The organism is Staphylococcus caeli, from assembly GCF_900097965.1.
GTDB lineage: Bacteria > Bacillota > Bacilli > Staphylococcales > Staphylococcaceae > Staphylococcus > Staphylococcus caeli.
In genome coordinates, this window is the sequence record NZ_FMPG01000010.1 from 22,062 (window position 1) to 48,359 (window position 26,298).

A 26,298-nucleotide genomic window follows, 5' to 3' on the forward strand; every position below is an offset into this window, starting at 1 on the left:
GTCATCTTTTAGAGTATGCAAGACATTTAATTTTCAGATTTTTCAAACTATATATATAACTACGGGGGTATTTTTTTGACAAAACAAGACCATACGAATGAAAAAGACTTGCGCATCCACAGTAAAGTTATCAGTGAAGGCGTCAGTCGTACACCTAATCGTGCTTATTTACGTGCATTAGGCTTTGAAGATGAAGATTTCCAAAAACCAATGATTGGCGTTGCAAGTACATGGAGTGAAGTCACTCCATGTAATATGCATATAGATGGCCTAGCACGCGCTTCAAAACAAGGTATTAGTGAAGCTGGTGGCTCGCCGCTTATTTTCAATACAATTACCGTTTCGGACGGTATATCTATGGGGACTGATGGTATGCGGTTCTCATTACCTAGTCGTGAAATCATTGCCGATTCTATCGAGTCCGTTGTCAGCGCTGAAAATTTAGATGCTCTTGTAGCTATTGGTGGTTGCGATAAAAATATGCCCGGGTGCATGATTGGCATCGCACGTCTAAATTTACCAGCAGTCTTTGTTTATGGTGGTACAATATTACCCGGAAAATTAGATGGTAAAGATCTTGACGCAGTATCTGCATTTGAAGGCGTCGGCCAATATAATAATGGAGAAATAGATAAAGAAGCATTGCATAAAGTTGAATGTGCCGCTTGTCCTGGTGCTGGCGCTTGTGGTGGTATGTTCACAGCTAATACAATGTCTTCAGCAATTGAAGCAATGGGAATGAGTCTTCCAGGAAGCGCTTCTCATCCAGCTGTTTCTACAAATAAATCCAAAGACAGTCGCGCTGCCGGCAAAGCTGTTTATAAGCTTTTAGAAAAAGGCATTTATCCAAAAGATATAATGACCAAAGAAGCATTTGAGAATGCGATAACTGTCGTGATGGCTTTAGGCGGTTCAACAAATGCAATTCTACATTTACTGGCTATTGCACATACTATTGATGTAGATTTGACGTTAGATGATTTTGAAAAAATTCGCAAACGCGTACCACACATTGCAGATTTAAGACCAAGTGGTAAATATGTGATGGCGAACCTTGATGAAGTCGGTGGTATTCCAGCTGTAATGAAATTATTACATGACAAAGGATTGATTCATGGACATTGCTTAACGGTTACTGGTCACACTGTAGCTGAAAATCTCGCTGACCAGCCAGATTTGACTGATAACAAGACTATCATTGATTTTGAAAATCCAAAGCACGAAACGGGTCCACTGGTTATTTTAAAAGGAAACCTTGCTCCTGAAGGCGCTGTAGCCAAAATTTCAGGTCTTAGCGTTACTTATATTCATGGTCCAGCACGAGTCTTTGATTCTGAATCGCAAGCCACTGCCGCTATTTTAAATGATTCAATCAAACCTGGAGATGTAGTGGTCATTCGCTATGCTGGCCCTAAAGGTGCACCAGGTATGCCAGAAATGTTATCTGCTTCCTCTATATTAGTTGGTAAAGGCTTGGGCGAATCTGTTGCCCTTCTTACTGATGGACGTTTCTCTGGAGGATCTCATGGACTCGTAATTGGTCACGCAGCTCCAGAAGCACAAGTAGGTGGTCCAATGGCATTATTAAAAGAGAATGACATGATTAAGATTGACGCTCATGCACTCGAGATTAGTGTTGATGTTGATGAGACTGAACTTGAACGTCGTCGTCAACTATGGGAGGCCCCACCACTAAAAGCGACTCGTGGCACATTAGCAAAATATGCAAAACTTGTGTCGTCGGCTTCTAAAGGTGCCATTACCGATTAGCAACTAAAAAATAACAAATTTAAGCAGCATGATGTGCGATACGCGATATGCGTATTTTGTCATCATGCTTTTTAAAATACAAAAATACTAGCATTCAAGACACTTTTGAATTCTAAAATGTATTGTTTTGTATATTTCATCCAGTTACGAACAGTTTTTAACGACTTAAGGATTATCAAACACAATTGAGCGCAATTATATTAAAGTAAGGGTAACAAAACAAATCGAGGTGAATGACATGAGCGTAATCATCGATATCATCAAAAAAATCATCGGCTTATTCAAAAAATAATTTCTAATAATTATTTAAGGACTTGATATCTTGTATATCAGGTCCTATTTTTCGATTCAATTATTCATCCACTCACTTTTTAAAATACCCATCTTGATTGCATCGTAATATTGGTCATTGACTTGACGCGCCTGTCTTATTCTAGCCTCTTCTTGCATACCAACTTTTAACGCTAATTTAATCATCCTAACATTGCCAGACCACGTAGAAATACCCAACCTATGTATGAAGTCATTGCCAAACAAATAGTCTACCCAACATTGAAATACTTCACTACCAATACCACTTTCCCAATAATCACTATCATAAATAACAATACCAATTTCTAACCAATTTGTTTGCTTATCTACCCAATATGAACCAACTGTACCGATGAACCTCCCATCTATGATAATAGCTAAAGTACCTTCAACATTTGGATAAATAAAACGATTTTGTTTCGTTTCCTGCAAAAACGTGGTCTTTTGCATATGAGGTTCTTTAATATATGGCCCATTCCATTTTTTTGCGGCTTGCATCGGTTCTTCATACTTCCAATAGTAAATTTCATTAATCAGTGTATCTGTCAGTGGCACTAATTCACCTTTTGAAAATTGAATCATATTCTCACCCCTATTTTGTTAGATTTGACTATGATTATGCAATAACTTATTAAAAAACAGGAACTAAATCAAAATTTTGATTTCAAGTTCCTGTTCATGGACTTATCATTAATTGGTAGCCGAATTATCTTAAAGTTTTAGAAAAATAGTGATTTAATCACTCTGAAAAATGACCCTAATAAATCAAAGAAATCTCCAGTCATAATAGTAACCTCCTTCACACATATAGTTCACAAAAATTATGCATCAAATTGTTCGTTGCGTACTAAATCTTCAGCAATACCATGCCAGAATTGTTGCAATTCTTCAGTTGGATGATTTGAATCTGTAGCATCCTGTCCGACAAAATCCACGTGGTCCCAACCATGTCTGATTGGCGTCACTTGCCAAATACCTTTTTGAACTTGATCTGTGGCTGCTGTATGCGCCTGATTAAATGGATGTTGTGATGAAATTGTAGAGATTAAACCATCATTTTCACGCCATTCTTTTTCTGTCGCTTTACCAATCACATTACCTGTAACAGTGAATGGTAAAAACATATTAATGTCTGACTTTTGCTTGCCAAACAATGTTGGTCTTGTAGATTCACCTGTATACGTTTTATAAACAATATTAGGGTTTAATGAAGTGTTTTTATTTAATTTAGCTGCACCTTCACGTGTTAAGTCATAGAAACCATTATCCTGAGTCTTCCATAGTTTACTATTTTGAACTCGCTTCACATAATTTGTGTATGATTCGCCTTCTTTTTGCTTAAGGCCCCATTGTCCTAAGCCAAAATCTACTCTAGAGTTTTTATTGCCTTTGAACTTAGCATAATCAAACGCTAACTGTCTTACAAAAGCTTCATTGCCCAATAGGTCTGCAGCGTGTGTTCCATTATGTGCGCCACCTAATGTAGTGATCGAATTCACCATGTTATCGTGATTTCCTTGGTATAATGGTGAGATTTCACCGCCATGTGCTTTTTGATATTCTATTTCTTCTTTATTACCATTACGCAATAGTTCTTCTAGCTGTCTAACTGTTTGTCCACCCATACTATGTGCCACTAAATGTACTTTTTGACCTGGTTGCCAATCTTTATAAACACCTTCATATGTCTTACCATATCTATCATGTCCAGTTTTAGCAGCATGGGCTGCACCGTAATCTACTCTTCCACCTTTGATATAGTAATATAGTTCTACCGCACGGTCATAGTTACTACTTAATGCACCAATACTCGCTTCATAAGCTTCGTAACCATTACTTTCTAAATCTTGGCGGATATCTAACTTATCTCCACCCCAATAGTGAGAAAGTACTGCAGGATTGTTATCATCTGTAAATCCATTAAATCCATGTACTAAGATAATTGGATCTTGATTTTTATATTGACCTTGTTTTGCTTTTTTATTCGGTTGTTCAGCTGATTTTTCAGCCGTTTGTTGTGTTTTTTGATTTGGTGTTGCAACAGCATTATCCTTCAAAGTTTTAAGTGATTTTTCAGGATTTTGTTTACGCTCTTTATCCGTTTCTAAATTTTTATCTACAGTTTCATTTTTTAGTTTATCCAATGAAACTGTTGTTTTATCTTGTTTTTCTGCAATAACTTTATTTTTAGCTGCTTGATTGTAATCCGAATCTAATTCTGCTTCTTTTCGCGCTTTATCTTTTGCATTATATTCCGGGTCTACTTCCGTTTCTTTTTGCGCTTTATCTTTCGCGTTATATTCCGGGTCTACTTCCGTTTCTTTTTGCGCTTTATCTTTCGCGTTATATTCCGGGTCTACTTCCGTTTCTTTTCGCGCTTTATCTTTCGCGTTATAGTCTGGGGCTATCTCTGCTTCTTTTCGCGCTTTATCTTTTGCATTATATTCCGGGTCTACTTTCACTTCTTTTTGCGCTTTATCTTTTGCATTATATTCCGGATCTACTTCTGCTTCTTTTCGCGCTTTATCTTTCGCGTTATATTCCGGGTCTATTTCCGCTTCTTTTTGTGCTTTATCTTTCGCGTTATATTCCGGGTCTACCTCTGCTTCTTTTTGTGCTTTATCTTTTGTGTTATAGCCTGGGTCTACTTCTGCTTCTTTTTGCGCTTTATCTTTCGCGTTATATTTCGGGTCTACTTCCGTTTCTTTTTGCGCTTTATCTTTCGCGTTATATTCCGGGTCTACCTCTGCTTCTTTTTGTGCTTTATCTTTCGCGTTATATTCCGGGTCTACTTCTGCTTCTTTTTGCGCTTTATCTTTTGCGTTATAACCCGGGTCTACCTCATTATTATTAACATTTGGTTGAGATTTCACTGATTGTTCGTTATGTAAGCTTGCATTTGTCGTATTTTCTCCATCATTTGCTTGTGTTTTATCATTTTTAACCGGAGTTGCTTGATCATTCACTAAATTTTCTTTTTCGTTATCCCCCAATTGATTCCCAGTCAATTGTTGTGTTGTTGTCTCTTGAACGTTGCTTTCTTCTGCCGCTTGTGCTGTTCCTACACCTAAAAACAATAATGAACCGATTAGAATAGAAGAAGCGCCGAAAGTAAATTTACGTATACTGTATTTGTTTTGTTTCTTTTCCATATTTCAACACCTCTGATTTCATGATTTTTACACATCAAATTTTTAAAAATTAATTAGATGAAAAGATTTACGAAAAAACGTGGTAGCAATTCAAAAAATTTACCAATTAGAGCTTTCATACGAGCCAACCTCCTACTTTGAGAAAACGCTTACATTTACTCAGAAAATTTTTATCTACCAAAAGATTAAAATTAACGGCCAAAAATACTTTTTAGCTTCTAAAATTTAAAATCTTTTAATAAATAATTTAATTAGATTTTACTAAATAATCGGCTTCACGTCAACAATCAAACGCAATTTGATTTTGTGCAATAAAAAATACTCACCGATTTGAACGGCGAGTATTTTTAAATAAATTGCACTATAAAAATTAATATAATAACAACAGGTAAAACGAATTTTACGAGATAATACCAAGGCATAAATAACTTGAATTTATCATTACCGAAATGCGTTTTTAAATCATCTTTATTTAATAACTGCCCCACAACTAATGTTGTACCAAGTGCACCTAGAGGCATTAATATATTAGATACGAGAAAATCCATATTATCAAAAATAGTACCAGCAGCAAATTGAACACCTTTCAAAATACTAAATGATAGTGTTGCCGGGATACTAATAACAAAAACTAATAAACTCGCGTATAACGCAACTGGTTTACGTTTAGAATTATCGTTTTTAGTAAAGTTTGAAACATTTAATTCTAATAACGAAATCGATGATGTGAGCGCAGCAAATAAAAAGAGTATTAAGAAGATAAGATAAAATTCTTGTCCCATCGCCATTTGATCAAAAACTTTAGGTAATACTTTGAACAGCAAACCAGGTCCTTCAGTTGGTTTATAACCAAACGCAGCAATTGCAGGGAATATAGCTAAACCAGCTAATACCGATACCAGAATATTCATTGCCACAATAGACACTGCTGAAGTTTTAATTGTCATTTCTTTAGACGCATAACTCGCATACGTTATCATACCTGTCGTTCCTAAAGACAACGTGAAGAAAGACTGTCCGAGTGCGAATAATACGCCTTCCATAGTTATATCTTCTAATCTTGGTTGTAAGATATATTTTAAGCCTTCATAAGCGCCATCCAATGACAGTGACTTAATAACAATGATAATTAGAAAAATGAACAGAAGTGGCATCATAAATTTGGATGCTTTTTCCAAGCCTTTTTCTACACCCATCATCACTATTACCATTGTAAGTAGTATAAACACACCTTGTCCTGCAATAGTAAGCCACGGATTACCAATAACCGCTTCAAATTGTACTGCGCTTAATGTATCATTGCTAAACGTTATAATTTGTAAAGCCACATTAAAAATATAAATAATAATCCAGCCACCAATAACACTATAAAACCCAAATAAAATAAAGACAGCTAAATTACCGTTCCAACCGATAATATTTAACCACTTTTTCTGTGTTAACTTTTCATAAATTTTTGTCGTATATGTCTTACCCATTTTTCCGACAGTAAATTCCATAATTAATAGTGGTAATCCCACAAATATTGTAAACACGAGGAACATTAATAGGAATGCGCCACCACCATTCACACCCGCCATATATGGGAATTTCCACATGGCTCCAAGCCCTATTGCTGAGCCCGCACTTGCTAAAATAAAACCTGTTGATGATTTCCATTGTGATTGTTTATGCATTATTCTACATCCTTTATATATCAAACAGCTTTATCACGTTAAAGCGTTTTAGTGACATAGCACTTACTATAACATTTTTCCTCAAAACTCTCAATCAATTTTTTATTATTAGACTTATATCTCTTTATGCTCAACATCTATAATAGATGATAGATTTTTTGAACTTTTAATGACTTTTCACTCAATCAATACTTCAAATATTAAAAATTGTCTGACATTTTATTGAATATCCATTTATTTTGTGTTAAAGTAGCATGTGTTTTGTACAAGACAAACTCCTTAAAATTGAGGTAAATAAAATGAATAAACTCATACTAATTTCTGGTCTAATGCTATTTTCATTTTTCTTTGGGGCCGGAAATTTAATATTTCCACCTATGTTAGGTTATACAGCTAAAGAAAACATGTGGGTTTCAATGACCGGCTTTGCAATAACTGGTATTTTACTACCATATCTAACTGTAATTGTCGTCGCTTATATGAATGGCGGTGTTGAAAGTATAGGTAAAAAAGTACATCCTATCTTCGGTACTATTTTCGCTATTTGTATCTATCTATCAATTGGTGCTTTATATGGTATTCCACGTGCAGCTAATGTTGCCTATGAAATAGGTACAAACCATATTTTACCGGTACATAATCATTTCACTTTAATTATTTTTTCACTGATTTTTTTCTTAATTGTGTATCTTATCGCATTATATCCAAATCGAATTGTAGATAATTTAGGAAAATATTTAACGCCGATTCTCATCATTATTATCGCCGTTTTATGTATATTAGTGATTGTAGATCCAGAAGGCTCCATTGGCCAAGCAACTGGTGAATATGCTAAGACTCCACTCGTATCAGGTATCTTAGAAGGCTATTTTACAATGGATTTAGTAGCCGCTTTAGCATTCTCTGTCGTTATCGTTCAAATGTTTAAAATGAATGGGGTCAACGACCAACAAACACTCGTTAAAAACGTAATTAAATCCGGATTAATTTCTGCAGTGTTATTATTAATTATCTACTTTGCGCTTGCTTATGTCGGTGCAACGACAAGCCATACAGGATTTAAAGATGGTACAGGTATCTTGACATTCAATTCTTTACGCGTATTTGGTTCTATCGGAAACTTACTATTTGGTATTATCGTTATCCTTGCTTGCTTAACGACTTGTATTGGCTTGGTTAACGCTTGTGCTGCCTTTGCAATGAAAAAATTGCCTCGAGTTTCTTACAAAAAATTCGTTCTACTTTTTTCACTATTAGGGTTCATAGTTTCAACGTTAGGTTTAGAACTTATTTTACAAATAGCAGTACCTTTACTAACGTTTATTTATCCTACATCTATCGTGCTTGTACTCATTTCGTTAGTAAGCATCTTCATACCGTTTGAAATGAAATTCGCATTCATATTGCCAACGATAGTGACACTGTTAATTTCGATATTACAAATATTTAATGACTTTAAGTTATTCCAACCATTGATGTCTTTATATCAAATGTTGCCATTAGCAGATATTCAATTAAGTTGGATTGTACCTTTCATTATTTTACTGATCATTGGCTTAGTCATTGATTATTTCCTGGAAAATAAAGCTGTAGACGTGAAGTAATGTCTTTCCTTGTAATGTCTAAGTAGTGTTTAATTTGCTATGATAGTTATAAAATAGAAAATCATTTTACAAAGAATGGGGTTATTACATGGAAGCTTTCAAATCATTTTTGGATTCAATCGATAATGAAGCACATAAAGAAAAAATGGAGTCTCTGCTAAAATGGGTGGCAAAAACTTTTCCAAACCTTGAAACAACAGTAAAGTGGAATCAACCGATGTTTACTGACCATGGTACGTTCATTATTGCTTTTAGCAAAGCAAAAGCACATTTTTCAGTGGCACCTGAAGCAAAAGCATTAAATCAATTCACTACCAAAATTGAAACTGCTGGTTATTCACAAACAAATAATCTGTTTCGAGTTAAGTGGAGTCAAGATATAGATTTTTCATTATTAAAAGCAATTATTCAATATAATATTGATGATAAAGCTGAATGTGCGACATTCTGGCGTTCTTAAATCAACACCACCAGTCTAAATTGCACAAATAAAAAACTTTCGTTCACCTTAAATATGGCTGAGCGAAAGTTTTTTATTATATCTATTTTTAGATAAATGTAATTAAACTTACTATTAAAAGGAAAATTGCGACTACAAAATACATGTATCCAATTTTATTAGACTGCTTTTTAAAAGTAACAAAACCTAGTACTAACATTGTTGCGGATAATACAAGCGTCGAAACACCATTATGAACTTGTACAAGGTTAAAAATGAACAATAAATTTAAAATGAGTAATATTAACGAAATGACTAATAAAATTTTATCTATTAAATCCAACTTCCGTCTTTGTGATTTCATTTGAAACACCCGTCTCATTTATTATTTTCTCCTACAAATAGCATTAATAATCTTCAAAAAATGCAATCATATCTTGTTCAACATCTTCGCGACCGTCACCATGCGTCATCAAATGTTTAGATTGATCATACCCTTTAATATCTTTGTCTTCATGTTGTATATGATCGTAGATGTAATGCGCGCTTGTTTCGTAAGATGCATCGTCTAGCTTTCCATATTTTATAGCAATGGGTGCTGTAATTTGTTCTAGTCGCGACATAACGTTTTCTACTAATAATTGGAATTTATCAAGCTCTGTACTGTAATGCTCTATTTTCTCTAGTTGTGTCACCACTTCTGATTGCGCTAAACCGACCAAACTTCCCATACGTTCCCCATAATCTTTTAACCTGCCTGCTAAACCTGCATCACTTTTTCGATAAGGTGTAGACATAACAGCAACTGAATGTACATCCATGGTTTCAGCTAGCTTCAACGACAAAATGCCACCGAGCGAAACACCACAAACACTTATATTGGTATATCCTTTTTCTTTTAAAAATTCATACCCTGCAGTCGCATCGGCTAACCAGTCATCAACATCGTAAGACATTAATTCATCAAGCATGAGTCCATGTCCTTTATATGCAGGTACATAACATGTAAATCCAACTTTATTTAGCTTTGTTGCTAACAATTTCATATCTCTTACTGTTCCTGTAAAAGAATGCAATAACAAAATGGCTTTATCTGCCTGTTCATGTTCTAAAAATATCGGATTTGGTGCTTTCACATTAATCATCATCTGTCACTCCATTATTTATTTTCCGCTATTAATTGTAATAGAAAATCACACATGCTACAAAATTTTGATTCTAGATTCATTTCATCATTACAAAAATACTTTCTTAGTAACGATACATGATTGTTTTCATTACTAAGAAAGTATATTGAAATAAAATTATCAAATTTATTATTTTTGGTTAAAGAACTGCAATTCATAAATGGATTCATCATTATAAACGTTGAAGCTATCAATAATGCCATTTAAGTATAGCACTTGCGTCTTTCTACTTACATTATGCTTGTATGATACTTTCACATTTAAATCTGATTGATAACCATTCTTCTTGATTGTTTTTTCAATTTCACCAAAAACATCTCTGTTAATTGGCAGCAAGTAACCTTCATTACTCGGTAAAATATTGATATATTTTTCTTGCAACACATTCTGATTACCAATGTAGATTTCTATTTTTATATTTTTCGCAGATCCACCACCTAAATTATATAATTTTAAGTAGTCTTGTTCTGAGTCACTATCAATACCCACGTTTTTCAGTTGTAGTTCATCTTTGTTACGCTTAATCAATATTTGATTAAAACCCAGTGCTGGCAAGAAACCTATTTTCATTTGGTATAATTGTATACTTACCGACACAAAATAAAATAATGCCATAATAAAGGTCCCTATAGATCCTATGGCTGATATAATATTAATCATCTTTTCAACCTCCATCTCTATATTGAGAAATTGGAAAATATGATTGTGTATTTAAAATTTTAACAATTAAATATATTTAAATCCCTAATATTCCTCACTGCCATGTCTACCCGATTCACATAAATATATGCTTATCCATTTTTCTATAATCGAAACAACATCTTACTCATCTTCAACATAACGCGCATCACTTGCAGTATAACCAAAAATAAACACACAACAAGACATCAAAATCATAGCCAAAATCGCCGTATTCCAACTATTAGTAACATCATGAAGCAAACCAATTAGAAATGGCCCTAAAGCCGCGATAAAATAGCCTATCGCTTGTCCAAAACCAGATAAAGCAATGCTACCATCACTAGTTCGCGCACGAATGGAAAATAATGTCATGCACAGGCTAAAACATGCCCCCATTGCCAAGCCCACAATAATAATTCCAATAATTAACATTGGCAGTGACTGACTAAAGAATAAGCCAAATCCTGCTAAAAATAATATTGTAATGATGACAATTAGCATACGCTGACGTTTTAATTTAGACGCAATAATAGGAAAAATAAATGTCATTGGCACCTGAGCAAATTGATTCAACATCAACAAATATCCTGCCATATCATGATTAAGACCTCTATCCACAAGAATAGAAGGAACCCATGCTACCATTGAATAAAATATCATAGATTGAAAGCCCATCGTCAATGCAACCATCCACGCTAATTTAGAATGAACGATATTAAATTTACTACTCGTTTCAACTTTGACACCTTTAATAGTAGTTTTTTCAAGAGTTGCTCTATTTTTAACACAGATAATCCAAAGGCACAGGGCTATGACAGCAAATGTCATCCAAAATGATAGGGAGAGTTTAAATCCAAAAGTTGTAATTTTTGAGAGTGGATAACTCATCCCACCACCTAATCCTGCCGTAAAATTCATCGTAGCACTATAAATTCCTGTCATTAAACCAATTTGCATAGGAAAGTACCACTTAACATAGCTCGGCAGTACAACATTACCGAAAGCAATCGCAATACCCAGCAATATTGTCCCAACAATAAACAGGTTGAAATCACCTACTACACGTATTAACAAAGCCAATATCAATAATAGCATTGCATAAAAAATCGTATATGACATAGTAAAGCGTCGCGTAACCCTAGATACAAATGGTGAAACTATCGCAAATATTAAAAGTGGAATTGTTGTTAAAATTCCTGCCACACCATTACCAATCGACAAGTTTTCTTTGATTTCATCAATGACTGGACCAACTGAAGTTAGCGGTGCTCTTAACGTTGATGCAATAAATATAATTGCTATCACAACAATCCAACTATTATTCACTTTATGATTTTGGAAATTGTTAAGCATGTTATACCCACTTTCTTATTATGATTCTATACTCATATTTCAACTTATTATAAGTATAAACTAATTTTTATTTCAGTCATCTACTATCTAATTGAAAAGAATTTGAGAAGTCCATTTTTGTTCTAGGACCATACCAAACTTGAAAACATGCATGATATTTTGAAAATAAAAGAGAAACATGCGACAATGAAAATTACTATTTTTTAAAAGGAGCGTTTAGCATGACTGAAATTTGTTTTATTCGACATGGGGAAACCGACTGGAATACTTTAGGCAAACTACAAGGACGCACAAATATTGCATTAAACGACAATGGAATCCAACAAGCTGAAGCATGCGCTCACTTTTTGAAAAATTCCAAATGGGATTTAATTATTACAAGTCCCTTAGCAAGAGCGCATAAAACTGCTGAAATCATACAACAAAATTTGGATATCCCACTCATTAAAATGGACACATTTATCGAAATTGGTTTCGGAGCTGCAGAAGGACTGACTATCGAAGAACGTATATCACTTTATCCAGATAAGGTTTATCCAAATGGGGAAACTGATGATGCTGTCACTCAACGCTTCCTCGACGGACTCTTAGATGTAACACAACAGTATACAAATCAGCGCATTCTCATTGTATCTCATGGTGCTTTTATAAAAGCTATATTCCGTCATTATTCAAATGGGACAATGGGTAACAATGCTAGTAAAATAGCAAATGGTAGTTTCAGCACGCTCAAATTTGAAAACAATCACTTTACAATACTGAATTACAACGAAACGCCACACCTACCTTTATAATTATTCAGAAAATTAAAGCATACGTGGAACAGAAATTAAATTTTCTATTAAATCTTTCATAGTCTCACACCGTAATAGCTGACTGAATTGAAAACGAGTCTAAAACATCTATTGATGTCCCAGACTCGCTCTTTACGATATATAATCAATTTCTTCGTTTTGGATACACCACTCCAAAGCATTTCGTTCTAATTGCCTAACATAAGCATCTTTACCGTCACAGTAACCTTCTATATCATTTGGGAATTTTTGAGCTAAACTCTCTTTTAATACGCCATAATCGCGTGCAGTATTTACGTGTGCTTTCAAATAATCTCTCACTGCCAAATGACGTACTATTTCGTGTTGTGCATCTTTTTGAAAAATATGCACATGGTGTGTACGTGGATTTTCTCCTTTTTTAAAAAAACGTCTTCCTTTAATCCCATTTTCACCTAATGATTTGTAACCTAAGTCAGCCATCGCTTCATTATATTGATCTATGACATGAACATCTTTCACAACTGGTAATATATCGATAACTGGTTTTGCTTTTAAACCCGGCACAGATGTACTACCAATGTGATGGATTGCCATGATTTCTTTTCCTAATATAGCACATATGTTATTCGCTTCTTTTTCGAATAGTTTCGGCCATTCATGTTGGTATATTTGAACCTCAATTTTCATCATTTTGCACATCCAATCTCTTTTTAAAATTCTATTTTCGAATTTCTATACTTAAAGGATAAACAATATAAGCAAAATTAAACAAACAAAACCCCCACATCCAAGTGGATTTGGGGGCAAATTTCAAAATAAATTTATTATAATATTATTTCTGTTCTTTGTTTTGTTTACGTCTTCTTAATAAAAGTAACGAACCTAGACCTGCAAATAATGTTCCAAATAAAGTCGCGTTACCTTCTTGTTGTTTACCAGTTTCTGGAAGCGATTTTTCTTTATCCTCATGTGATCCATGTTCTGAATCTCCATCAACATTTGGAGTCCCACCTTCATGTGCATCAGCATCAGCGTCGGCATCAGCATCGGCATCAGAGTCTGCGTCTGCATCCGCATCGGCATCAGAGTCTGCGTCTGCATCCGCATCGGCATCGGCGTCTGCATCAGAGTCCGCATCAGCATCGGCATCGGCATCAGCGTCTGAATCTGAGTCCGCATCGGCGTCCGCATCAGCATCGGCGTCTGCATCGGCATCGGCGTCTGCATCCGCGTCAGCGTCCGCATCAGCGTCTGCATCGGCATCGGCGTCTGCATCAGCGTCGGCATCGGCGTCGGCGTCGGCATCGGCGTCAGAATCCGCATCAGCGTCCGCATCAGCGTCCGCATCGGCGTCAGAATCCGCATCAGCGTCCGCATCAGCGTCCGCATCGGCGTCCGCATCCGCATCCGCATCAGAGTCTGAGTCTGCATCCGCATCGGCGTCTGCATCCGCATCAGAGTCAGCGTCCGCATCGGCATCAGCGTCAGCGTCCGCATCAGCATCAGCATCAGCGTCCGCATCGGCGTCCGCATCCGCATCCGCATCCGCATCCGCATCCGCGTCAGCGTCAGCGTCTGAATCCGCGTCCGCATCTGAATCGGCATCGGCGTCCGCATCTGAATCGGCATCAGCGTCTGAATCCGCATCAGAGTCTGCATCCGCATCGGCATCAGCGTCGGCATCGGCATCAGCGTCTGCATCGGCATCGGCGTCTGCATCGGCGTCCGCATCCGCATCGGCGTCGGCATCGGCGTCGGCATCAGCATCGGCGTCTGCATCGGCGTCTGCGTCTGAATCAGCGTCGGCATCAGCATCCGCGTCTGCATCGGCATCGGCATCGGCATCAGCATCGGCATCGGCGTCCGCATCCGCATCCGCGTCTCCATCCTCGCCATCTCCATCGGCAGAATTGTCTTTCAATTCAATGAAATTAATATAACTAACCTCACTTCTATTTCCATAATAATCACTTGCATAAAGATCCACTGATTGAATTAAATCTTTTCCGGTATTTGGTTTCTCTTTTGATACCACTTTGATAATATATGAATCTCCATTAATATTACCAAAATCTATGCCCACGCCATTATTGTAAGGTGTTTTTAAGAATTTATTCGTAACATCTTCTAAATTGTCTACATCATTGAAATAGCTTCCATTTAAACGTTCTCCTTTATTCACTTTATATATTTTCACTTCAGAATTAGAATTAATTTGAGCGGAACTATCACCATTCTTATCTTCATAACCATTAATATATACTTTAGTGTTGTATGAAACCCTTTGTAACGGGTTAACATAAATCGTTTGTTCATATTCCTTTGTAGTATAATCATAATGTGTAAAGGCAGATCCTATATTTGCCGGTCCTCTTTGCTCATATGGATTGTCATAAATTACTCTAACTATCTGTTCAACTGTTTGTGAACCCGTAGTATATCTTAATGTTTCAGTTGAACTATTACGCACTTTATCTCTATCGATGTATTGCTGTAAATTGATATTACCACTGATATTACTTTTCCCACTAACAAAATCAGTGAATGTATACGTGTATGTTTTATTAATTGGATCATAAACACCTGTTGCCACAATATCTCCATTACCATTTACAATATTTGGAGCACCTGTATTGTGATGATTTAAATCATCACTTACTGTATTATCAGAGGCAATAATTTTGAAATAGTCTCCTGCATTAAGTCTCTCAGTTGTATTAAAATTAACATTAAATTGGTAGTTTTCTACATTAATTGGACGTACTGTATTATTATTATCCACTGTAATCTTACTGTTAAAGTTTAACTTATTAGATACATCTTCTCCTGAAGCCACACTACTTTCTGCGTTTAATGCACGCACACTTCTTCTTAATATATTGTTACTTCTAGTTGTAGCTTCCGCCTTGTCATTTTGATTATTAAGGTTTGTTAATGGCATATTATTAGAGGCATCATCATTTGTAGCTGCTTTGTCTGCGATATTTACTGTCGGTTGCTCTGAAATGTTATTATTTGTAGTCGATTGTACTTCTTTTGCTATTTCTGGATCATTTATAGTTGATGATGTTGACTTAGGCTGTATGGCATTTGTTACATTCGCACTTTCCTTTTCAACATTATTTGACGGTACTGAAGTTTGCTCATTTGATGAGACATCAGCCTTCCCATTATCTTGAGGTTGCTCTGTGGCTACTTCTGTTGATGTCGTATCATCACTTTTCTTCGTAGTTTCAGGTGTACCTTCAGTAACCTTGTCTACTGATGAAGTCACTTCATTTTTTTCATATTGTGCATTCAATGTTTCACTTTCTTGCATTGATGTTTTTTCTGCACTGTCCACTGATACATCTTGTGTTTTTTCATCTGACTTTGCTAAATCAGCATTTTGTGCAATATTTTCATTTTGTGCTGTTTCTGAAGTTGTAGTATTTTCATCATTTAAATTTTTATTATTGTCATTGTTTAAATTATCATTTGTTGCCGATTCCTCTTCTTCAGATGACGCTTGCTTAGCATCCGATGTTTCTAGTTCATCCGCTTGCGCTTCATTACCTAATCCAAAGAGTAGTGTAGCCCCTACTAAAATTGAAGCTGTCCCAACTGTAAAGCGTCGTATCGAATATTTATTTAAGTTGTTTGAAATAAAATCGTATTTTTTATTCAAATTATCCCTCCTTAACGTACATAACATTATACAATAGATCTTAAAAAAACAAAGTGTTTTTAGTTAATTTATAAAAAAATTTTACAATGGCCAATTATAATATGACATTTTCAAGTAATAATACATTTAATATCAATAATAAAATGATAATGTGATATATTATATTCCCCTTTACAACTTTTATTAATTCTTTAAACTATAGTAGATAATAATAAATATTAAATAGAGAGGGTACGCTCATGCAAATAAAAGTTATTACCGAAATTATTGATGGTACTTTAATAGATGGTCTTGAACATGAAAACAATGAAATTAAAGATTTTGAAACGGTATATAAATTTGTAAAAAATAAACAAACTGCTTATTTTTCCCCCAATAAAACAACTTGGTGGAAAGAACTTGGTAGAAATAAAAACGCACCTGACGGAAATGATTTAATTGATAGAAATAATGGTGAGATTGGCTTAATTATTACTGAAAATTATATCAATGACTTAAAATATAAAATCCCCCAAATTATCGTTACTGATTCTGTTAGAGCTTTAAAAATGCTAGCTGTGCACATTAGAAATCAATATAAAAACCCACTCATCGCGATTACAGGATCCATGGGAAAAAGTTCTACCCGTTTGTTAATCAGCGCTTTATTACAAAACTTTCATGTTTTAGAAAACCGTGGCAACAATAATGTTCGCGCTGCAATTTACGCCAACATGTTGAAACTCATTCAACAACCTGATTTCGCAGTCATCGAAACCTCACTCAATGCAATTAACAATAAGGAAAATACTGCTATAAACTTGAAACCAGATATTGCTATTGTGACAGGTATTGGTGCTGCACATTTTTCAACTATCAATTCTATTAAACAAATCGCAGAATTAAAAGCACGAATTTTCAAAGGATTAAACTCAAATGGGGTAGCGATTATTAATGCTGACACAATGTATGCGGATTATTTAAAAGAGGAAGCTTTAAAGCAAACTACTCAGGTACAGTTCTATAGCAAATCTAAAGAAACAGCATCCGACATTAACGTCACGCAGATTTCATATCATAAAGGACATATTGAATTTTCGTTGAATGATGTTCAAGATCCCTCCATTTATAAGATTAATACCATTAGCGAAGGTATGATTTCAAATTCATTGGCTGCTATTGCAGTATTGAAAACACTAAAGATTCCTATCAATAAAAATTATTTGGCATCATTCAAGCCATTTTCTAAAATATTAGCAATGAAAGCAGTACACACGCCTACCCATTCACTCACATTACTCGATGATACACACAATGCATCTTTGCCAGCTATGCTTAATGCAATCGCAGCATTTAATAGTCAAACACAATTTTTCACTGGTAATAAAATTATCGCAATTGGAAAAATCAATGACTTAGGCCATAAATCACGAGAAATTCACAACGAACTTGTAGACGTGCTTACACAATCAAACGCAGATTATATCTTATGCTTAGACGATGATTTGCGGCCAGTTGTGAACAAAGTGAAACACAAACACATTACTTGGTATCCTGATAAGGATTTATTACTTCATGATTTAAAATTTTTATGTAACAAGGATTCTCTGACATTGTTAAAATCTTCCAGTGGCGGCACTGAATTTCCTGAAATTGCCAAAAAGCTTCCCATGGAATTGCAACGATTTTCCATAAATAAACACGTAAATGATTTATTTGCCGTTATGTCTGAATTAGGTAAAAGCTATGTAATAGTAGATAACAAAACAAATGCAATACTAGAGAGTTATAATACACAATCTTCTATGACTATTGAAGGTATGGGACCGTTATTATATTATTTGAAATGCATGGATGAGAAGTTGGATGACTATAATGTTGAAATGCAAGAGTGGCCAACAAATAATAAACACTATTGTACTGGGAAACGTGTAACATTATATGAACTCCTAGAAAGCATGACCTCGTCACCACATCCATCTGAAATATATGAACTTTCAAATCAATTGTTCAAGACATTCTCAGATAGAAAACACTTTATTCAAGAAAAGATTAAATCACTAAGACTAAATCAAACAATCGCTACAAATTTAACGGGACGTTTTAGAATTAAAGAACGACAAAGCTATACAGTTTATGACTTGTTGAATATCTACCAACACTATAAATATGATTTATTTAGATTTAACAATTCTTTTATTTTAGGATTAAATTACAAGAGTGGATTTATCCGAGGAGAAACGACAACGATTATATTTACTTCTTATACTGAAACAGACGAATTGAAAGGCAAGATAAATTAAAAAACGGACGAAGATATGAAATCAATTTCGATTTCGATATCCTCGTCCAATTTTCGTTTATTGATTATATTGATATGAAATTTAACGATTGAACACTTTTTGATACTGCACATAACCAGAAATGTAATGTTCAATATCATCAATTCTTACTCGATAACCATGATGCTTTATAAAGAATGCATTTAGAATTCTCTTAGGATTTTTAAAGTACATTGCAATTTCAGGATAGAAAAACCCTGTACGTTCATAATCCGCACGTATATGAATAACTTCTAAGAACTTAGCTTCATCTAACAATTCTTCTACGATATGTGCGTACCCAGTATTTTTCGCTTTTTCCACTAAATGATACGTTGCCATCAACATTTCTAAAAATGTTGGATATGTCGTTTCACGTTGTTTCATATAATCTAAATAACCACTCACATTTTGAATACCAAAACGATAATATTTTTCTGCTGGTTCAATTTGAACTAGCTCATTCGTGCAATATCCTAGCCAATGATCGTGATACTGCCAATAATCATTAGCGATAAAATATTCAAACAACAATTTCACTGTATCCAGCCATTCATGATTGCCGTCAATTTGATAAAGTCTCAATAAAGCAAGTGCCGCTTCGCCATCATAATAAACGATACGTTGCTGCTCCTTTATAGATAAGTCAGGATAATTCAACACGTGCACTGTCGAACCTGTTTCTTGATCAATCATTGGCAAAATACCTTTTGCTACTTTTTGAGCTGCATTTAAATAGGAAGTATTATCTGGATTCACTTTCAAATACTCACAAATGGCAAATATAAATGCTGCATTTTGACCAAGTTTAATTTCATTAGCACCATTCGTATCGTCGTAAATATATCCTACGCCATCGATGTCATATAAGTAATGATTTATGAGGTAGTCCAACGCTTTTTCTGTAACTGAAATATCTTCACCTTGATAATGAAGTCCTTCTATCAAAGCATAAGTGGATGAAGCATGTCTTAAGTTATTATAGAAACTGATGTTTTTATCAAAATGTGGGAAATAGCCATAATTATATTTGCCATTATCATTCATCATATTCTTTAAAAATTGGGTGCTCCCTATCAGCAAGCGATCAATTTCTTGGTGAACGTCACTCACTTCTCGTAAGTTCTTCGTTAATCCTTTATCTCCAAGCGTGTATACCGCTTCCCCATCATGTATAAATCCTTGAGTGTAGAATTTAATAACTTCCTTACCTTGATAGAAATTATATGTATATTTTTTAGTCTGATTCGTATATTTCTTTAAATAGTTATTAATGTTTTCTTCTGAAAAAACAAATCTCGATTTGTCATTTTTGTCAGGTCTAATAAATGCATTCGCATTAATTTCTTCAGGTAAAAATGCTAAATTCCAATATTTGTCTAAAGCTATTCCAAAATCTATGTAGTTTCTGCGTGTATTGACCATATCCCAAACAACATCATCAAAAAGTACAGTTTCTGTTTCAGTTACAATATCTACTTTTATCCAAGTTGGATGAACGCCCGTCTTTTTCCTGAATTTTTCACACTGTTTTACTATATCTCGCTCTAAATATCTCGCATTTTTCAATAATTTAACTGTCGCCTTGATATTTTCTTTTCCTAAACTTAAAAATGCATATTCAAAAGTACGCGTATTTTCCGCTACTTTTTCAATTAACGCTTTAATTCTAAACTCTATATGCATAAAATAACCTCCACTGTGGATATATAATTACAAAGTACCAAAAACATATCGTTCAAAGCAATGTTTATTTTATTAAAAATTTATATTAATCACTAGTTCAAAATTTTTAAAATAGTGTTGAACTTAATTTTGGGCATAAAAAAAAGACGAGTTATACTCGTCTTTTAGCCGTTATTATAATTTAACAACGTTAGCTGCTTGAGGACCGCGATCGCCTTCAACGATTTCGAATTCAACAGCTTGTCCTTCTTCTAATGATTTGTAGCCTTCTTGAGCGATTGCTGAGAAGTGTACGAATACGTCGTTTCCACCGTCAACTTCGATGAAACCGAAACCTTTTTCTGCATTAAACCATTTAACTGTACCGTTATTCATATTAAATTCCTCCACTTGTGCTTTTGCACGAATATTTGTAATCTGTCTTAAAAAATCAAAAGGAGTAAATTCAAAAGAATAAAACTACAAATCAATTTCACGAACTAAATTACTTAATACCTATTATAGCGTGTACTTATATATTTGTACACCCCTAATCGCAAATAACTTTTATTTATTCAATCACCCTATAATAATATTGAAAGCAATCTTTTAAAATATATTCGTTTAGTAGATTTTCCACAGCATGCTTAAAAACAATAAAAAAGAAACCGAATAGTCAGCTATCCGATTTCATGTTTCTATAATTAATTACATTGCTTAATTTTCGTTTTTTGTATGATCTTGACCATGTAACATCCAACGTACATTGTATTTATCAGTAAACGCACCCATTTTACCGCCCCAGAATTGTTCTTCTAAAGGCATTTCAACGTCAACAGTATCTTTAACACGATCGTACAACGCTTCAACTTCTTTAGCATCATCTTCATTATTAATATCATAATCAATTAAAAGTGAAATACCGTTGTTAATTTTTTGTGCTCTTCCAAAAGAATCAGAAGCAAGAATTGTTGTACCCGCAATATCAAATTGTGAATGCATTGTTGCATTATCCGCATCTTCAGGACTCATATTGAATTGTGCTGCTTGCTCTTTACCAACAGGTAGTCGTGTAATATTTGTTGCGCCAAACACTTCTTCATAATATGCTAATGCCTCTTTTGTATTTTCAAAGTTTAAATATGGAAAAATTTCAGTCATTGTTACACCTCATTATTAAATTTGTACTTACATTGAATATTATTACATAAGTCTCAAAATAGTGGTAATTTTAAGACAGTGTTGCAAAACCTATTCTACATATTCTCCAAGTTTTCAAATCTTTTTTCTTAAAAAGTTCATTATTTTACTTATATATTTAGAATAATCTTTGCCTTTTTTATCTTTGACTTTATCAGAAATTTTATATAAACCGTTTTCTAATTTACCATTTTCTATATACTTACTTAGTGTTTTCTTTAGTTTTTGTTTCATTATTTTCATTCTCCTAATTTAAACTATAGGTTTAATAATCACTATCGAACTTTGATTATACTACCTAACTAATCATTATAGCTATAATTATGAGCACAATAGATACTACCATTGATGTGATTAGAAACGGTGCCAAACGATCAATCATTTGCTTATATGCTCGGTCGGGTGCATTGGCTTGTTTTAATTTGAACATCTTTACCGCTAAATAAAGCGCCTCAACTAGATTAATAATCATTACAATACTAAATAGTATGATTGCCATCCTATTATTCCTCCTAGTTAAATCATTCTCTTTTACCTTCATTTTCCTAAAAATATGATATGTGTTATCTTATACGCAACATAATCTATTTTAAAAGACTGGAGCGGTTTGATATGAGCTTATTTTTAAAAATACTAATCGGCATTCTTTTTGTCAGTATTGCTTCTTGGAATAATACAATATCCACGCAGAAGAAAGTCAATAAACGTGCAGACAAACAGGGCACAGAACCCATGACAGGCAAACAGTTTCGCTTCATGCTTTTCCTGAATATCGTAATGACTACAGGTTTTTATATTCTATTAATTACTACTGTTTTATAAGCTGAAAATGATTCTACAATTGCTAAGGAATAAATACGTCACTTTCACTATTCTCCGGATAATAGTAGCCATTAGGAATAGACTGGAGCTCGATCAAACTATTCCATGGAGACTTCACATAAACACTACTGCTACCTTCTGTATCTTCATATCTAGAATTATCATGCTTTTCAGATAAAGCTGTGGCGCCTGCATTGACTGCCTGATCGATTGCCGAATCCATATCTTCTACGAATAACGAAATGTGATTATAGCCATTATCTTCTAATTCGAGTGGTTCTTTTTTTATTTTCACTCTCTATTTCAAACATTTCAATATTAGGTCCGTTCCCAATGACTACCATACGTTGCTTAACAATAGCTGCCCCTTTGGATAGACCTAACATACGCTCTACTTCTGGACCTTTCCTAGGCTCATCATCATATGTTAAGCCGTCATATGCATATTCTGCTCCAAATGCATTTTTTAAAAATGTAAATGCCTCATCAATATTAGAAACTGTCATTCCAATATGGTTAATTCCACGAATATTACTCATCATCATTCCTCCAAATAATCTAGTGCTATATCTATACCCGTCCAAAATTCATTTTAACAATTTATGATTTCCAACTTTTCTGAAGACGCAAAAATCCCCCTTATGATAGCCATAAGAGGGGTATGATTTTAAAAAATTAAATTGATTTCAGATACTCTTCGCCTTGCTTTTTGTCATAAACACCTTCTGTTTTCGCAATAAAGATTGTCGCAACAGAGTTTCCTAATACGTTTACACATGTTCTAAGCATTTCAAGTATTCTATCTACACCGATAATCAAAGCAAGCCCTTGTGGGTTCAACCCAACTGAACCAAGTGTTGTTAATAATACAACGATCGAAGCACCTGGTACACCGGCCATACCTTTTGATGTAAGCATCAGCGTGATCATTAATAAAATTTGTTCACCAACACTCAAATGAACACCGTATAATTGTGCAACGAATAATGCCGCGATAGACTGATACATCGCTGCGCCATCAAGGTTAAATGAATAACCCGTTGGCAATACAAACGATGCAATGTCTCTTGGTACACCGAAACGTTCCATTTTTTTCATAACTGTCGGTAATACTGCCTCTGAACTTGCAGTTGAGAACGCTAACATTAAATCGTTCTTTAAAAGTTTCATAATTTGTGTAATCTTCACGCCACAAACTCTTGAAACAATACCTAATACAATGAAGATAAAGAACAACATTGCAATTACAACAGTTAAACATAATTTGAATAATGGAATTAATGCTGATAATCCAAATGTGATGATTGTCGTAGTAATAAAAGCAAATACTGCAATTGGTGCTAATAATAATACTTTACCAATCATCCAGAATACAGCTTCTAATGTTCCACCTAAAAAGTCTTTAACTGGTTTTGCTTTTTGACCAATAGCAGCTAAGGCTAATCCGAAAAATACTGAGAAGAAAATGACTGGTAATAATTCACCAGAAGCAAATGCTTCAAAGACATTTGTCGGTATAATATTTACAACAGTATCAATTAAATGATTACCATATGTAGATTGTTCTGCTGCTTTTGCAGTTGATTCATATTTTGAAATATCGCCTTTTGGTAATAAGTCAGGATTTAATCCAACACCTGGTTTAAATAAATTACCAAAGACTAATCCCATGAATATCGCAAAACTTGTCATAATAACAAAGTATAATAGTGTTTTTCCGCCATAGCGTCCAATCGTTTTAGTGTCGCCAACATTTGAAATAGATAATGCTAAAGAACAGAATACGATCGGTACAACTAACATTTTAATTAAATTTATAAATACATCTCCGAAGGGTTGTATATAGTTAATTACATCTTTATTGCCATGCAATATACTCCCTAAAATTATCCCTAGCACCAATGCTATGATAATTTGTGTCGGTAAGTTTATTTTTTTGATAACTTTCACTCTCGTTCATCCCCTTATTCACGCTAGCACGATTAAATGCTAGTTTTTCACAAAATATAGTTTATCACAAACAAAATTCTACTTATATATTAATTTTACATCATTTATAAGTTATTTATGATTTTTTCTTTCATTCGATTATTATATCAGAAAATTATGTTTTTGTATCTATAAATTTTAACGTTCACAAAACCAGTCGTGACAAGGGTTTGAAGCGTTTTCTTTTAGGAATAAGAAAACGCTTTCTTAATTGCGAACAAAATCGTCGTTATTGTTATATTACACTTATTTTTTAGGCAGTTATCTTATTATCATTCCTATGAATGAATAATTATGAATATATTGGAAAAGTTTTTTCAGAGAAAATCGAATAATATGATTAGTACATTTGCAATTTTGTGTAAATTTTAATGACGTACATAAAGAACGCCCACCTTTAACTTTAAGATGGGCATATTTTCTATTTATTCTATAATTTCCACATCTCTAAATTTCACAAGTAGTCGCTTTATTCTTTGGCTATCCTGTCGCTTTCAAGTTCTCTCATTATTTACTACGCGCTTTTTTATTATCACTATAGACAATAAACCAAAGTGAAATATTACTAATTGCTAATATCGCTAATATATAATCGTGGTTATGAATAAACGAAATTAAGAAAAATGCACAGCTATTAATGAATATCATGATACTGAATAGCTTATCTTTCATAATTTACCTCCAAATATCGGTTCGAAATGTCTTAGAATTTGTGATTTAAATTTTTAAAGTTAATCCATCAAACCAAATATTACTGTAACTGCTACTACTATTCCCAGAGTAATAAGTATTGGGGTCTCTTCTTTATCTATATATTTTTGGTAAGTTTGTTCATCAATTTTCTTCTTTTTAAATTTATACCATACAAATATAGAATACAGTGATTTAAACATTAATATACAAAATGAGATTAACAATATAGTGAATATTATTATTTTTAATATACTCATTTTTAAGCACTCCTATTCTGTAAGTCCAGTCTAATTGCTGTATTTCACTTTTCCAGCCAAATCTGCGATAGTTTGATCATTACCCGGATTAATCGTAACTGTCTCTATATTTTTTTCAATTGCTCTCGTTGTTGCTTCCTTCATATCGGCATCCGCTTTTGCATCTCGCCAATCATATGGCACATTTTTATATACATTTATCGTTCCATTACCATTACTGCTATATGTCACTGATCCACCCGCACGCATAGGCGCTTCCAATTTCACGACATCTTCCTGATATGTAGCACTATCTGACGCTTGTGGATTTACTTTTGAACCTTTTGGTATTTGTTTTACATTCAAAGTGTTCATGCCATCCATATTATTTTTTAGTGGCCCTAACTGATTCCACACACGTGCATATTCAATTTCATTCGTACTAAAATCATCTAATATACTTTTATCTTCATTCGTTGCTGGTTCAGTCTTTTGACTAGATTCATTTTGGTTTTTATTATTTGTATTTTCATTATTAGTCTGTTGATTTTTTTGTTTATGGTCGCTTTTATTTTTCTCTTGTTCAGTTGTTCCCTTATCAGAAGTGCTCGCCTTGTCAGTACTTTCACTTTTTTCTTCAGATGCTTTATTTTCTGGTGTCTCATTACTACAACTTACTAGTAAAATCGATAAACCCATTGTCAGCGTAGCAAAAATCATTTTCCTCATTACAACCGTCCTCCATAAAATTTTGATTAATTTCACATTAACATACT

At 34.1% G+C, this 26,298-nt stretch carries 24 protein-coding genes and 1 pseudogene; 6 read left to right on the top strand and 19 right to left on the bottom strand.

The annotated features are described in order from the left end of the window. Nucleotides 1–75 precede the first annotated feature (75 nt). Nucleotides 76–1,770 (top strand): dihydroxy-acid dehydratase, encoded by a 1,695-nt coding sequence (gene ilvD, locus BJS11_RS09690; RefSeq protein WP_069995686.1) that lies wholly within the window; start codon nucleotides 76–78, stop codon nucleotides 1,768–1,770. Nucleotides 1,771–2,118: 348 nt separating this feature from the next. Here the strand turns inward: ilvD and BJS11_RS09695 are convergent, their stop codons facing one another. The 3 genes from BJS11_RS09695 to BJS11_RS09705 all read right to left on the bottom strand — a co-directional run bounded on the left by BJS11_RS09695 (nucleotide 2,119) and on the right by BJS11_RS09705 (nucleotide 6,913). Further along, nucleotides 2,119–2,664: a GNAT family N-acetyltransferase gene (locus tag BJS11_RS09695; protein WP_069995687.1), complete on the bottom strand. Its 546-nt coding sequence runs from the start codon at nucleotides 2,662–2,664 to the stop codon at nucleotides 2,119–2,121. 239 nt (nucleotides 2,665–2,903) lie between these two features. Continuing rightward, nucleotides 2,904–5,234: a YSIRK-targeted triacylglycerol lipase gene (gene lip, locus BJS11_RS09700; RefSeq protein ID WP_069995688.1), complete on the bottom strand. Its 2,331-nt coding sequence runs from the start codon at nucleotides 5,232–5,234 to the stop codon at nucleotides 2,904–2,906. Between the two features lie 347 nt (nucleotides 5,235–5,581). Then, nucleotides 5,582–6,913, bottom strand: coding sequence for a sodium-dependent transporter (locus BJS11_RS09705; RefSeq protein ID WP_180365219.1), 1,332 nt, complete (start codon nucleotides 6,911–6,913; stop codon nucleotides 5,582–5,584). A gap of 296 nt (nucleotides 6,914–7,209) precedes the next feature. Here BJS11_RS09705 and brnQ point away from each other — a divergent pair, with 296 nt between their 5' ends. Both brnQ and BJS11_RS09715 read left to right on the top strand, forming a co-directional pair. Next, entirely contained in the window at nucleotides 7,210–8,514 is a 1,305-nt protein-coding gene (brnQ, locus tag BJS11_RS09710; RefSeq protein WP_069995690.1) for a branched-chain amino acid transport system II carrier protein, read from the top strand. Between the two features lie 88 nt (nucleotides 8,515–8,602). Further along, nucleotides 8,603–8,974: an iron chaperone gene (locus BJS11_RS09715; protein WP_069995691.1), complete on the top strand. Its 372-nt coding sequence runs from the start codon at nucleotides 8,603–8,605 to the stop codon at nucleotides 8,972–8,974. Nucleotides 8,975–9,062: 88 nt separating this feature from the next. On the opposite strand, the gene BJS11_RS09720 is transcribed toward BJS11_RS09715, so the two are convergent. The 4 genes from BJS11_RS09720 to BJS11_RS09735 form a co-directional block, all read right to left on the bottom strand. After that, nucleotides 9,063–9,335, bottom strand: coding sequence for a DUF3953 domain-containing protein (locus tag BJS11_RS09720; RefSeq protein WP_069995692.1), 273 nt, complete (start codon nucleotides 9,333–9,335; stop codon nucleotides 9,063–9,065). A gap of 25 nt (nucleotides 9,336–9,360) precedes the next feature. Continuing rightward, nucleotides 9,361–10,098, bottom strand: a complete 738-nt coding sequence (locus BJS11_RS09725; RefSeq protein ID WP_069995693.1) for an alpha/beta hydrolase — start codon at nucleotides 10,096–10,098, stop codon at nucleotides 9,361–9,363. A 171-nt stretch (nucleotides 10,099–10,269) separates the two neighbouring features. After that, nucleotides 10,270–10,800, bottom strand: a complete 531-nt coding sequence (locus tag BJS11_RS09730; protein WP_069995694.1) for a hypothetical protein — start codon at nucleotides 10,798–10,800, stop codon at nucleotides 10,270–10,272. 162 nt (nucleotides 10,801–10,962) lie between these two features. Then, entirely contained in the window at nucleotides 10,963–12,174 is a 1,212-nt protein-coding gene (locus tag BJS11_RS09735; RefSeq protein ID WP_069995695.1) for a CynX/NimT family MFS transporter, read from the bottom strand. 221 nt (nucleotides 12,175–12,395) lie between these two features. On the opposite strand from BJS11_RS09735, the gene BJS11_RS09740 reads away from it, so the two are divergent. Continuing rightward, nucleotides 12,396–12,968, top strand: a complete 573-nt coding sequence (locus BJS11_RS09740; protein WP_069995696.1) for a histidine phosphatase family protein — start codon at nucleotides 12,396–12,398, stop codon at nucleotides 12,966–12,968. Between the two features lie 132 nt (nucleotides 12,969–13,100). On the opposite strand, the gene BJS11_RS09745 is transcribed toward BJS11_RS09740, so the two are convergent. Then, entirely contained in the window at nucleotides 13,101–13,640 is a 540-nt protein-coding gene (locus tag BJS11_RS09745) for a GrpB family protein (RefSeq protein ID WP_309598724.1), read from the bottom strand. Nucleotides 13,641–13,782: 142 nt separating this feature from the next. Continuing rightward, nucleotides 13,783–16,617, bottom strand: coding sequence for a fibrinogen-binding adhesin SdrG C-terminal domain-containing protein (locus BJS11_RS09750; RefSeq protein ID WP_069995697.1), 2,835 nt, complete (start codon nucleotides 16,615–16,617; stop codon nucleotides 13,783–13,785). Nucleotides 16,618–16,856: 239 nt separating this feature from the next. On the opposite strand from BJS11_RS09750, the gene BJS11_RS09755 reads away from it, so the two are divergent. Next, nucleotides 16,857–18,899 carry a Mur ligase family protein gene (locus BJS11_RS09755; protein ID WP_069995698.1) on the top strand — a complete coding sequence of 681 codons (2,043 nt, stop codon included), beginning with the start codon at nucleotides 16,857–16,859 and terminating at the stop codon, nucleotides 18,897–18,899. Nucleotides 18,900–18,980: 81 nt separating this feature from the next. On the opposite strand, the gene BJS11_RS09760 is transcribed toward BJS11_RS09755, so the two are convergent. From BJS11_RS09760 to BJS11_RS09775, 5 genes are all read right to left on the bottom strand, one after another. Further along, the gene (locus BJS11_RS09760; RefSeq protein WP_069995699.1) at nucleotides 18,981–20,603 is read right to left on the bottom strand and encodes a poly(glycerol-phosphate) alpha-glucosyltransferase; all 1,623 of its coding nucleotides are present in this window, start codon (nucleotides 20,601–20,603) and stop codon (nucleotides 18,981–18,983) included. Between the two features lie 174 nt (nucleotides 20,604–20,777). Then, entirely contained in the window at nucleotides 20,778–20,978 is a 201-nt protein-coding gene (gene cspD, locus BJS11_RS09765; RefSeq protein ID WP_069995700.1) for a cold-shock protein CspD, read from the bottom strand. Between the two features lie 321 nt (nucleotides 20,979–21,299). Beyond that, nucleotides 21,300–21,743 (bottom strand): VOC family protein, encoded by a 444-nt coding sequence (locus BJS11_RS09770; RefSeq protein WP_069995701.1) that lies wholly within the window; start codon nucleotides 21,741–21,743, stop codon nucleotides 21,300–21,302. Nucleotides 21,744–21,857: 114 nt separating this feature from the next. Further along, nucleotides 21,858–22,016, bottom strand: a complete 159-nt coding sequence (locus BJS11_RS13795) for a hypothetical protein (protein ID WP_167351817.1) — start codon at nucleotides 22,014–22,016, stop codon at nucleotides 21,858–21,860. Between the two features lie 64 nt (nucleotides 22,017–22,080). Further along, nucleotides 22,081–22,281 carry a hypothetical protein gene (locus BJS11_RS09775; RefSeq protein WP_069995702.1) on the bottom strand — a complete coding sequence of 67 codons (201 nt, stop codon included), beginning with the start codon at nucleotides 22,279–22,281 and terminating at the stop codon, nucleotides 22,081–22,083. A gap of 113 nt (nucleotides 22,282–22,394) precedes the next feature. On the opposite strand from BJS11_RS09775, the gene BJS11_RS09780 reads away from it, so the two are divergent. Beyond that, the gene (locus BJS11_RS09780) at nucleotides 22,395–22,604 is read left to right on the top strand and encodes a hypothetical protein (protein WP_069995703.1); all 210 of its coding nucleotides are present in this window, start codon (nucleotides 22,395–22,397) and stop codon (nucleotides 22,602–22,604) included. 22 nt (nucleotides 22,605–22,626) lie between these two features. Here the strand turns inward: BJS11_RS09780 and BJS11_RS09785 are convergent. From BJS11_RS09785 to BJS11_RS09800, 5 genes and pseudogenes are all read right to left on the bottom strand, one after another. Next, nucleotides 22,627–23,143: pseudogene (locus BJS11_RS09785) on the bottom strand (VOC family protein). Between the two features lie 136 nt (nucleotides 23,144–23,279). Beyond that, nucleotides 23,280–24,554, bottom strand: a complete 1,275-nt coding sequence (locus tag BJS11_RS09790) for a dicarboxylate/amino acid:cation symporter (protein ID WP_069995704.1) — start codon at nucleotides 24,552–24,554, stop codon at nucleotides 23,280–23,282. A gap of 546 nt (nucleotides 24,555–25,100) precedes the next feature. Beyond that, the gene (locus BJS11_RS13720; RefSeq protein ID WP_159427259.1) at nucleotides 25,101–25,265 is read right to left on the bottom strand and encodes a hypothetical protein; all 165 of its coding nucleotides are present in this window, start codon (nucleotides 25,263–25,265) and stop codon (nucleotides 25,101–25,103) included. 59 nt (nucleotides 25,266–25,324) lie between these two features. Then, nucleotides 25,325–25,543: a hypothetical protein gene (locus BJS11_RS09795; protein WP_069995705.1), complete on the bottom strand. Its 219-nt coding sequence runs from the start codon at nucleotides 25,541–25,543 to the stop codon at nucleotides 25,325–25,327. Nucleotides 25,544–25,573: 30 nt separating this feature from the next. Further along, the gene (locus BJS11_RS09800) at nucleotides 25,574–26,251 is read right to left on the bottom strand and encodes a YdeJ family lipoprotein (RefSeq protein WP_069995706.1); all 678 of its coding nucleotides are present in this window, start codon (nucleotides 26,249–26,251) and stop codon (nucleotides 25,574–25,576) included. Between the last annotated feature and the right edge of the window lie 47 nt (nucleotides 26,252–26,298).

Coding starts and splice junctions, on each gene's coding strand:
- lip (WP_069995688.1), bottom strand. CDS start 5,234: ATGGAAAAGAAACAAAACAAATACAGTATACGTAAATTTACTTTCGGC.
- BJS11_RS13795 (WP_167351817.1), bottom strand. CDS start 22,016: ATGAAACAAAAACTAAAGAAAACACTAAGTAAGTATATAGAAAATGGT.
- BJS11_RS09715 (WP_069995691.1), top strand. CDS start 8,603: ATGGAAGCTTTCAAATCATTTTTGGATTCAATCGATAATGAAGCACAT.
- BJS11_RS09725 (WP_069995693.1), bottom strand. CDS start 10,098: ATGATTAATGTGAAAGCACCAAATCCGATATTTTTAGAACATGAACAG.
- BJS11_RS09720 (WP_069995692.1), bottom strand. CDS start 9,335: ATGAGACGGGTGTTTCAAATGAAATCACAAAGACGGAAGTTGGATTTA.
- BJS11_RS09760 (WP_069995699.1), bottom strand. CDS start 20,603: ATGCATATAGAGTTTAGAATTAAAGCGTTAATTGAAAAAGTAGCGGAA.
- BJS11_RS09740 (WP_069995696.1), top strand. CDS start 12,396: ATGACTGAAATTTGTTTTATTCGACATGGGGAAACCGACTGGAATACT.
- BJS11_RS09745 (WP_309598724.1), bottom strand. CDS start 13,640: ATGATGAAAATTGAGGTTCAAATATACCAACATGAATGGCCGAAACTA.
- BJS11_RS09730 (WP_069995694.1), bottom strand. CDS start 10,800: ATGATTAATATTATATCAGCCATAGGATCTATAGGGACCTTTATTATG.
- BJS11_RS09735 (WP_069995695.1), bottom strand. CDS start 12,174: ATGCTTAACAATTTCCAAAATCATAAAGTGAATAATAGTTGGATTGTT.
- BJS11_RS09695 (WP_069995687.1), bottom strand. CDS start 2,664: ATGATTCAATTTTCAAAAGGTGAATTAGTGCCACTGACAGATACACTG.
- BJS11_RS09755 (WP_069995698.1), top strand. CDS start 16,857: ATGCAAATAAAAGTTATTACCGAAATTATTGATGGTACTTTAATAGAT.
- brnQ (WP_069995690.1), top strand. CDS start 7,210: ATGAATAAACTCATACTAATTTCTGGTCTAATGCTATTTTCATTTTTC.
- cspD (WP_069995700.1), bottom strand. CDS start 20,978: ATGAATAACGGTACAGTTAAATGGTTTAATGCAGAAAAAGGTTTCGGT.
- BJS11_RS09780 (WP_069995703.1), top strand. CDS start 22,395: ATGAGCTTATTTTTAAAAATACTAATCGGCATTCTTTTTGTCAGTATT.
- BJS11_RS13720 (WP_159427259.1), bottom strand. CDS start 25,265: ATGAAAGATAAGCTATTCAGTATCATGATATTCATTAATAGCTGTGCA.
- BJS11_RS09800 (WP_069995706.1), bottom strand. CDS start 26,251: ATGAGGAAAATGATTTTTGCTACGCTGACAATGGGTTTATCGATTTTA.
- BJS11_RS09770 (WP_069995701.1), bottom strand. CDS start 21,743: ATGACTGAAATTTTTCCATATTTAAACTTTGAAAATACAAAAGAGGCA.
- BJS11_RS09795 (WP_069995705.1), bottom strand. CDS start 25,543: ATGAGTATATTAAAAATAATAATATTCACTATATTGTTAATCTCATTT.
- BJS11_RS09775 (WP_069995702.1), bottom strand. CDS start 22,281: ATGGCAATCATACTATTTAGTATTGTAATGATTATTAATCTAGTTGAG.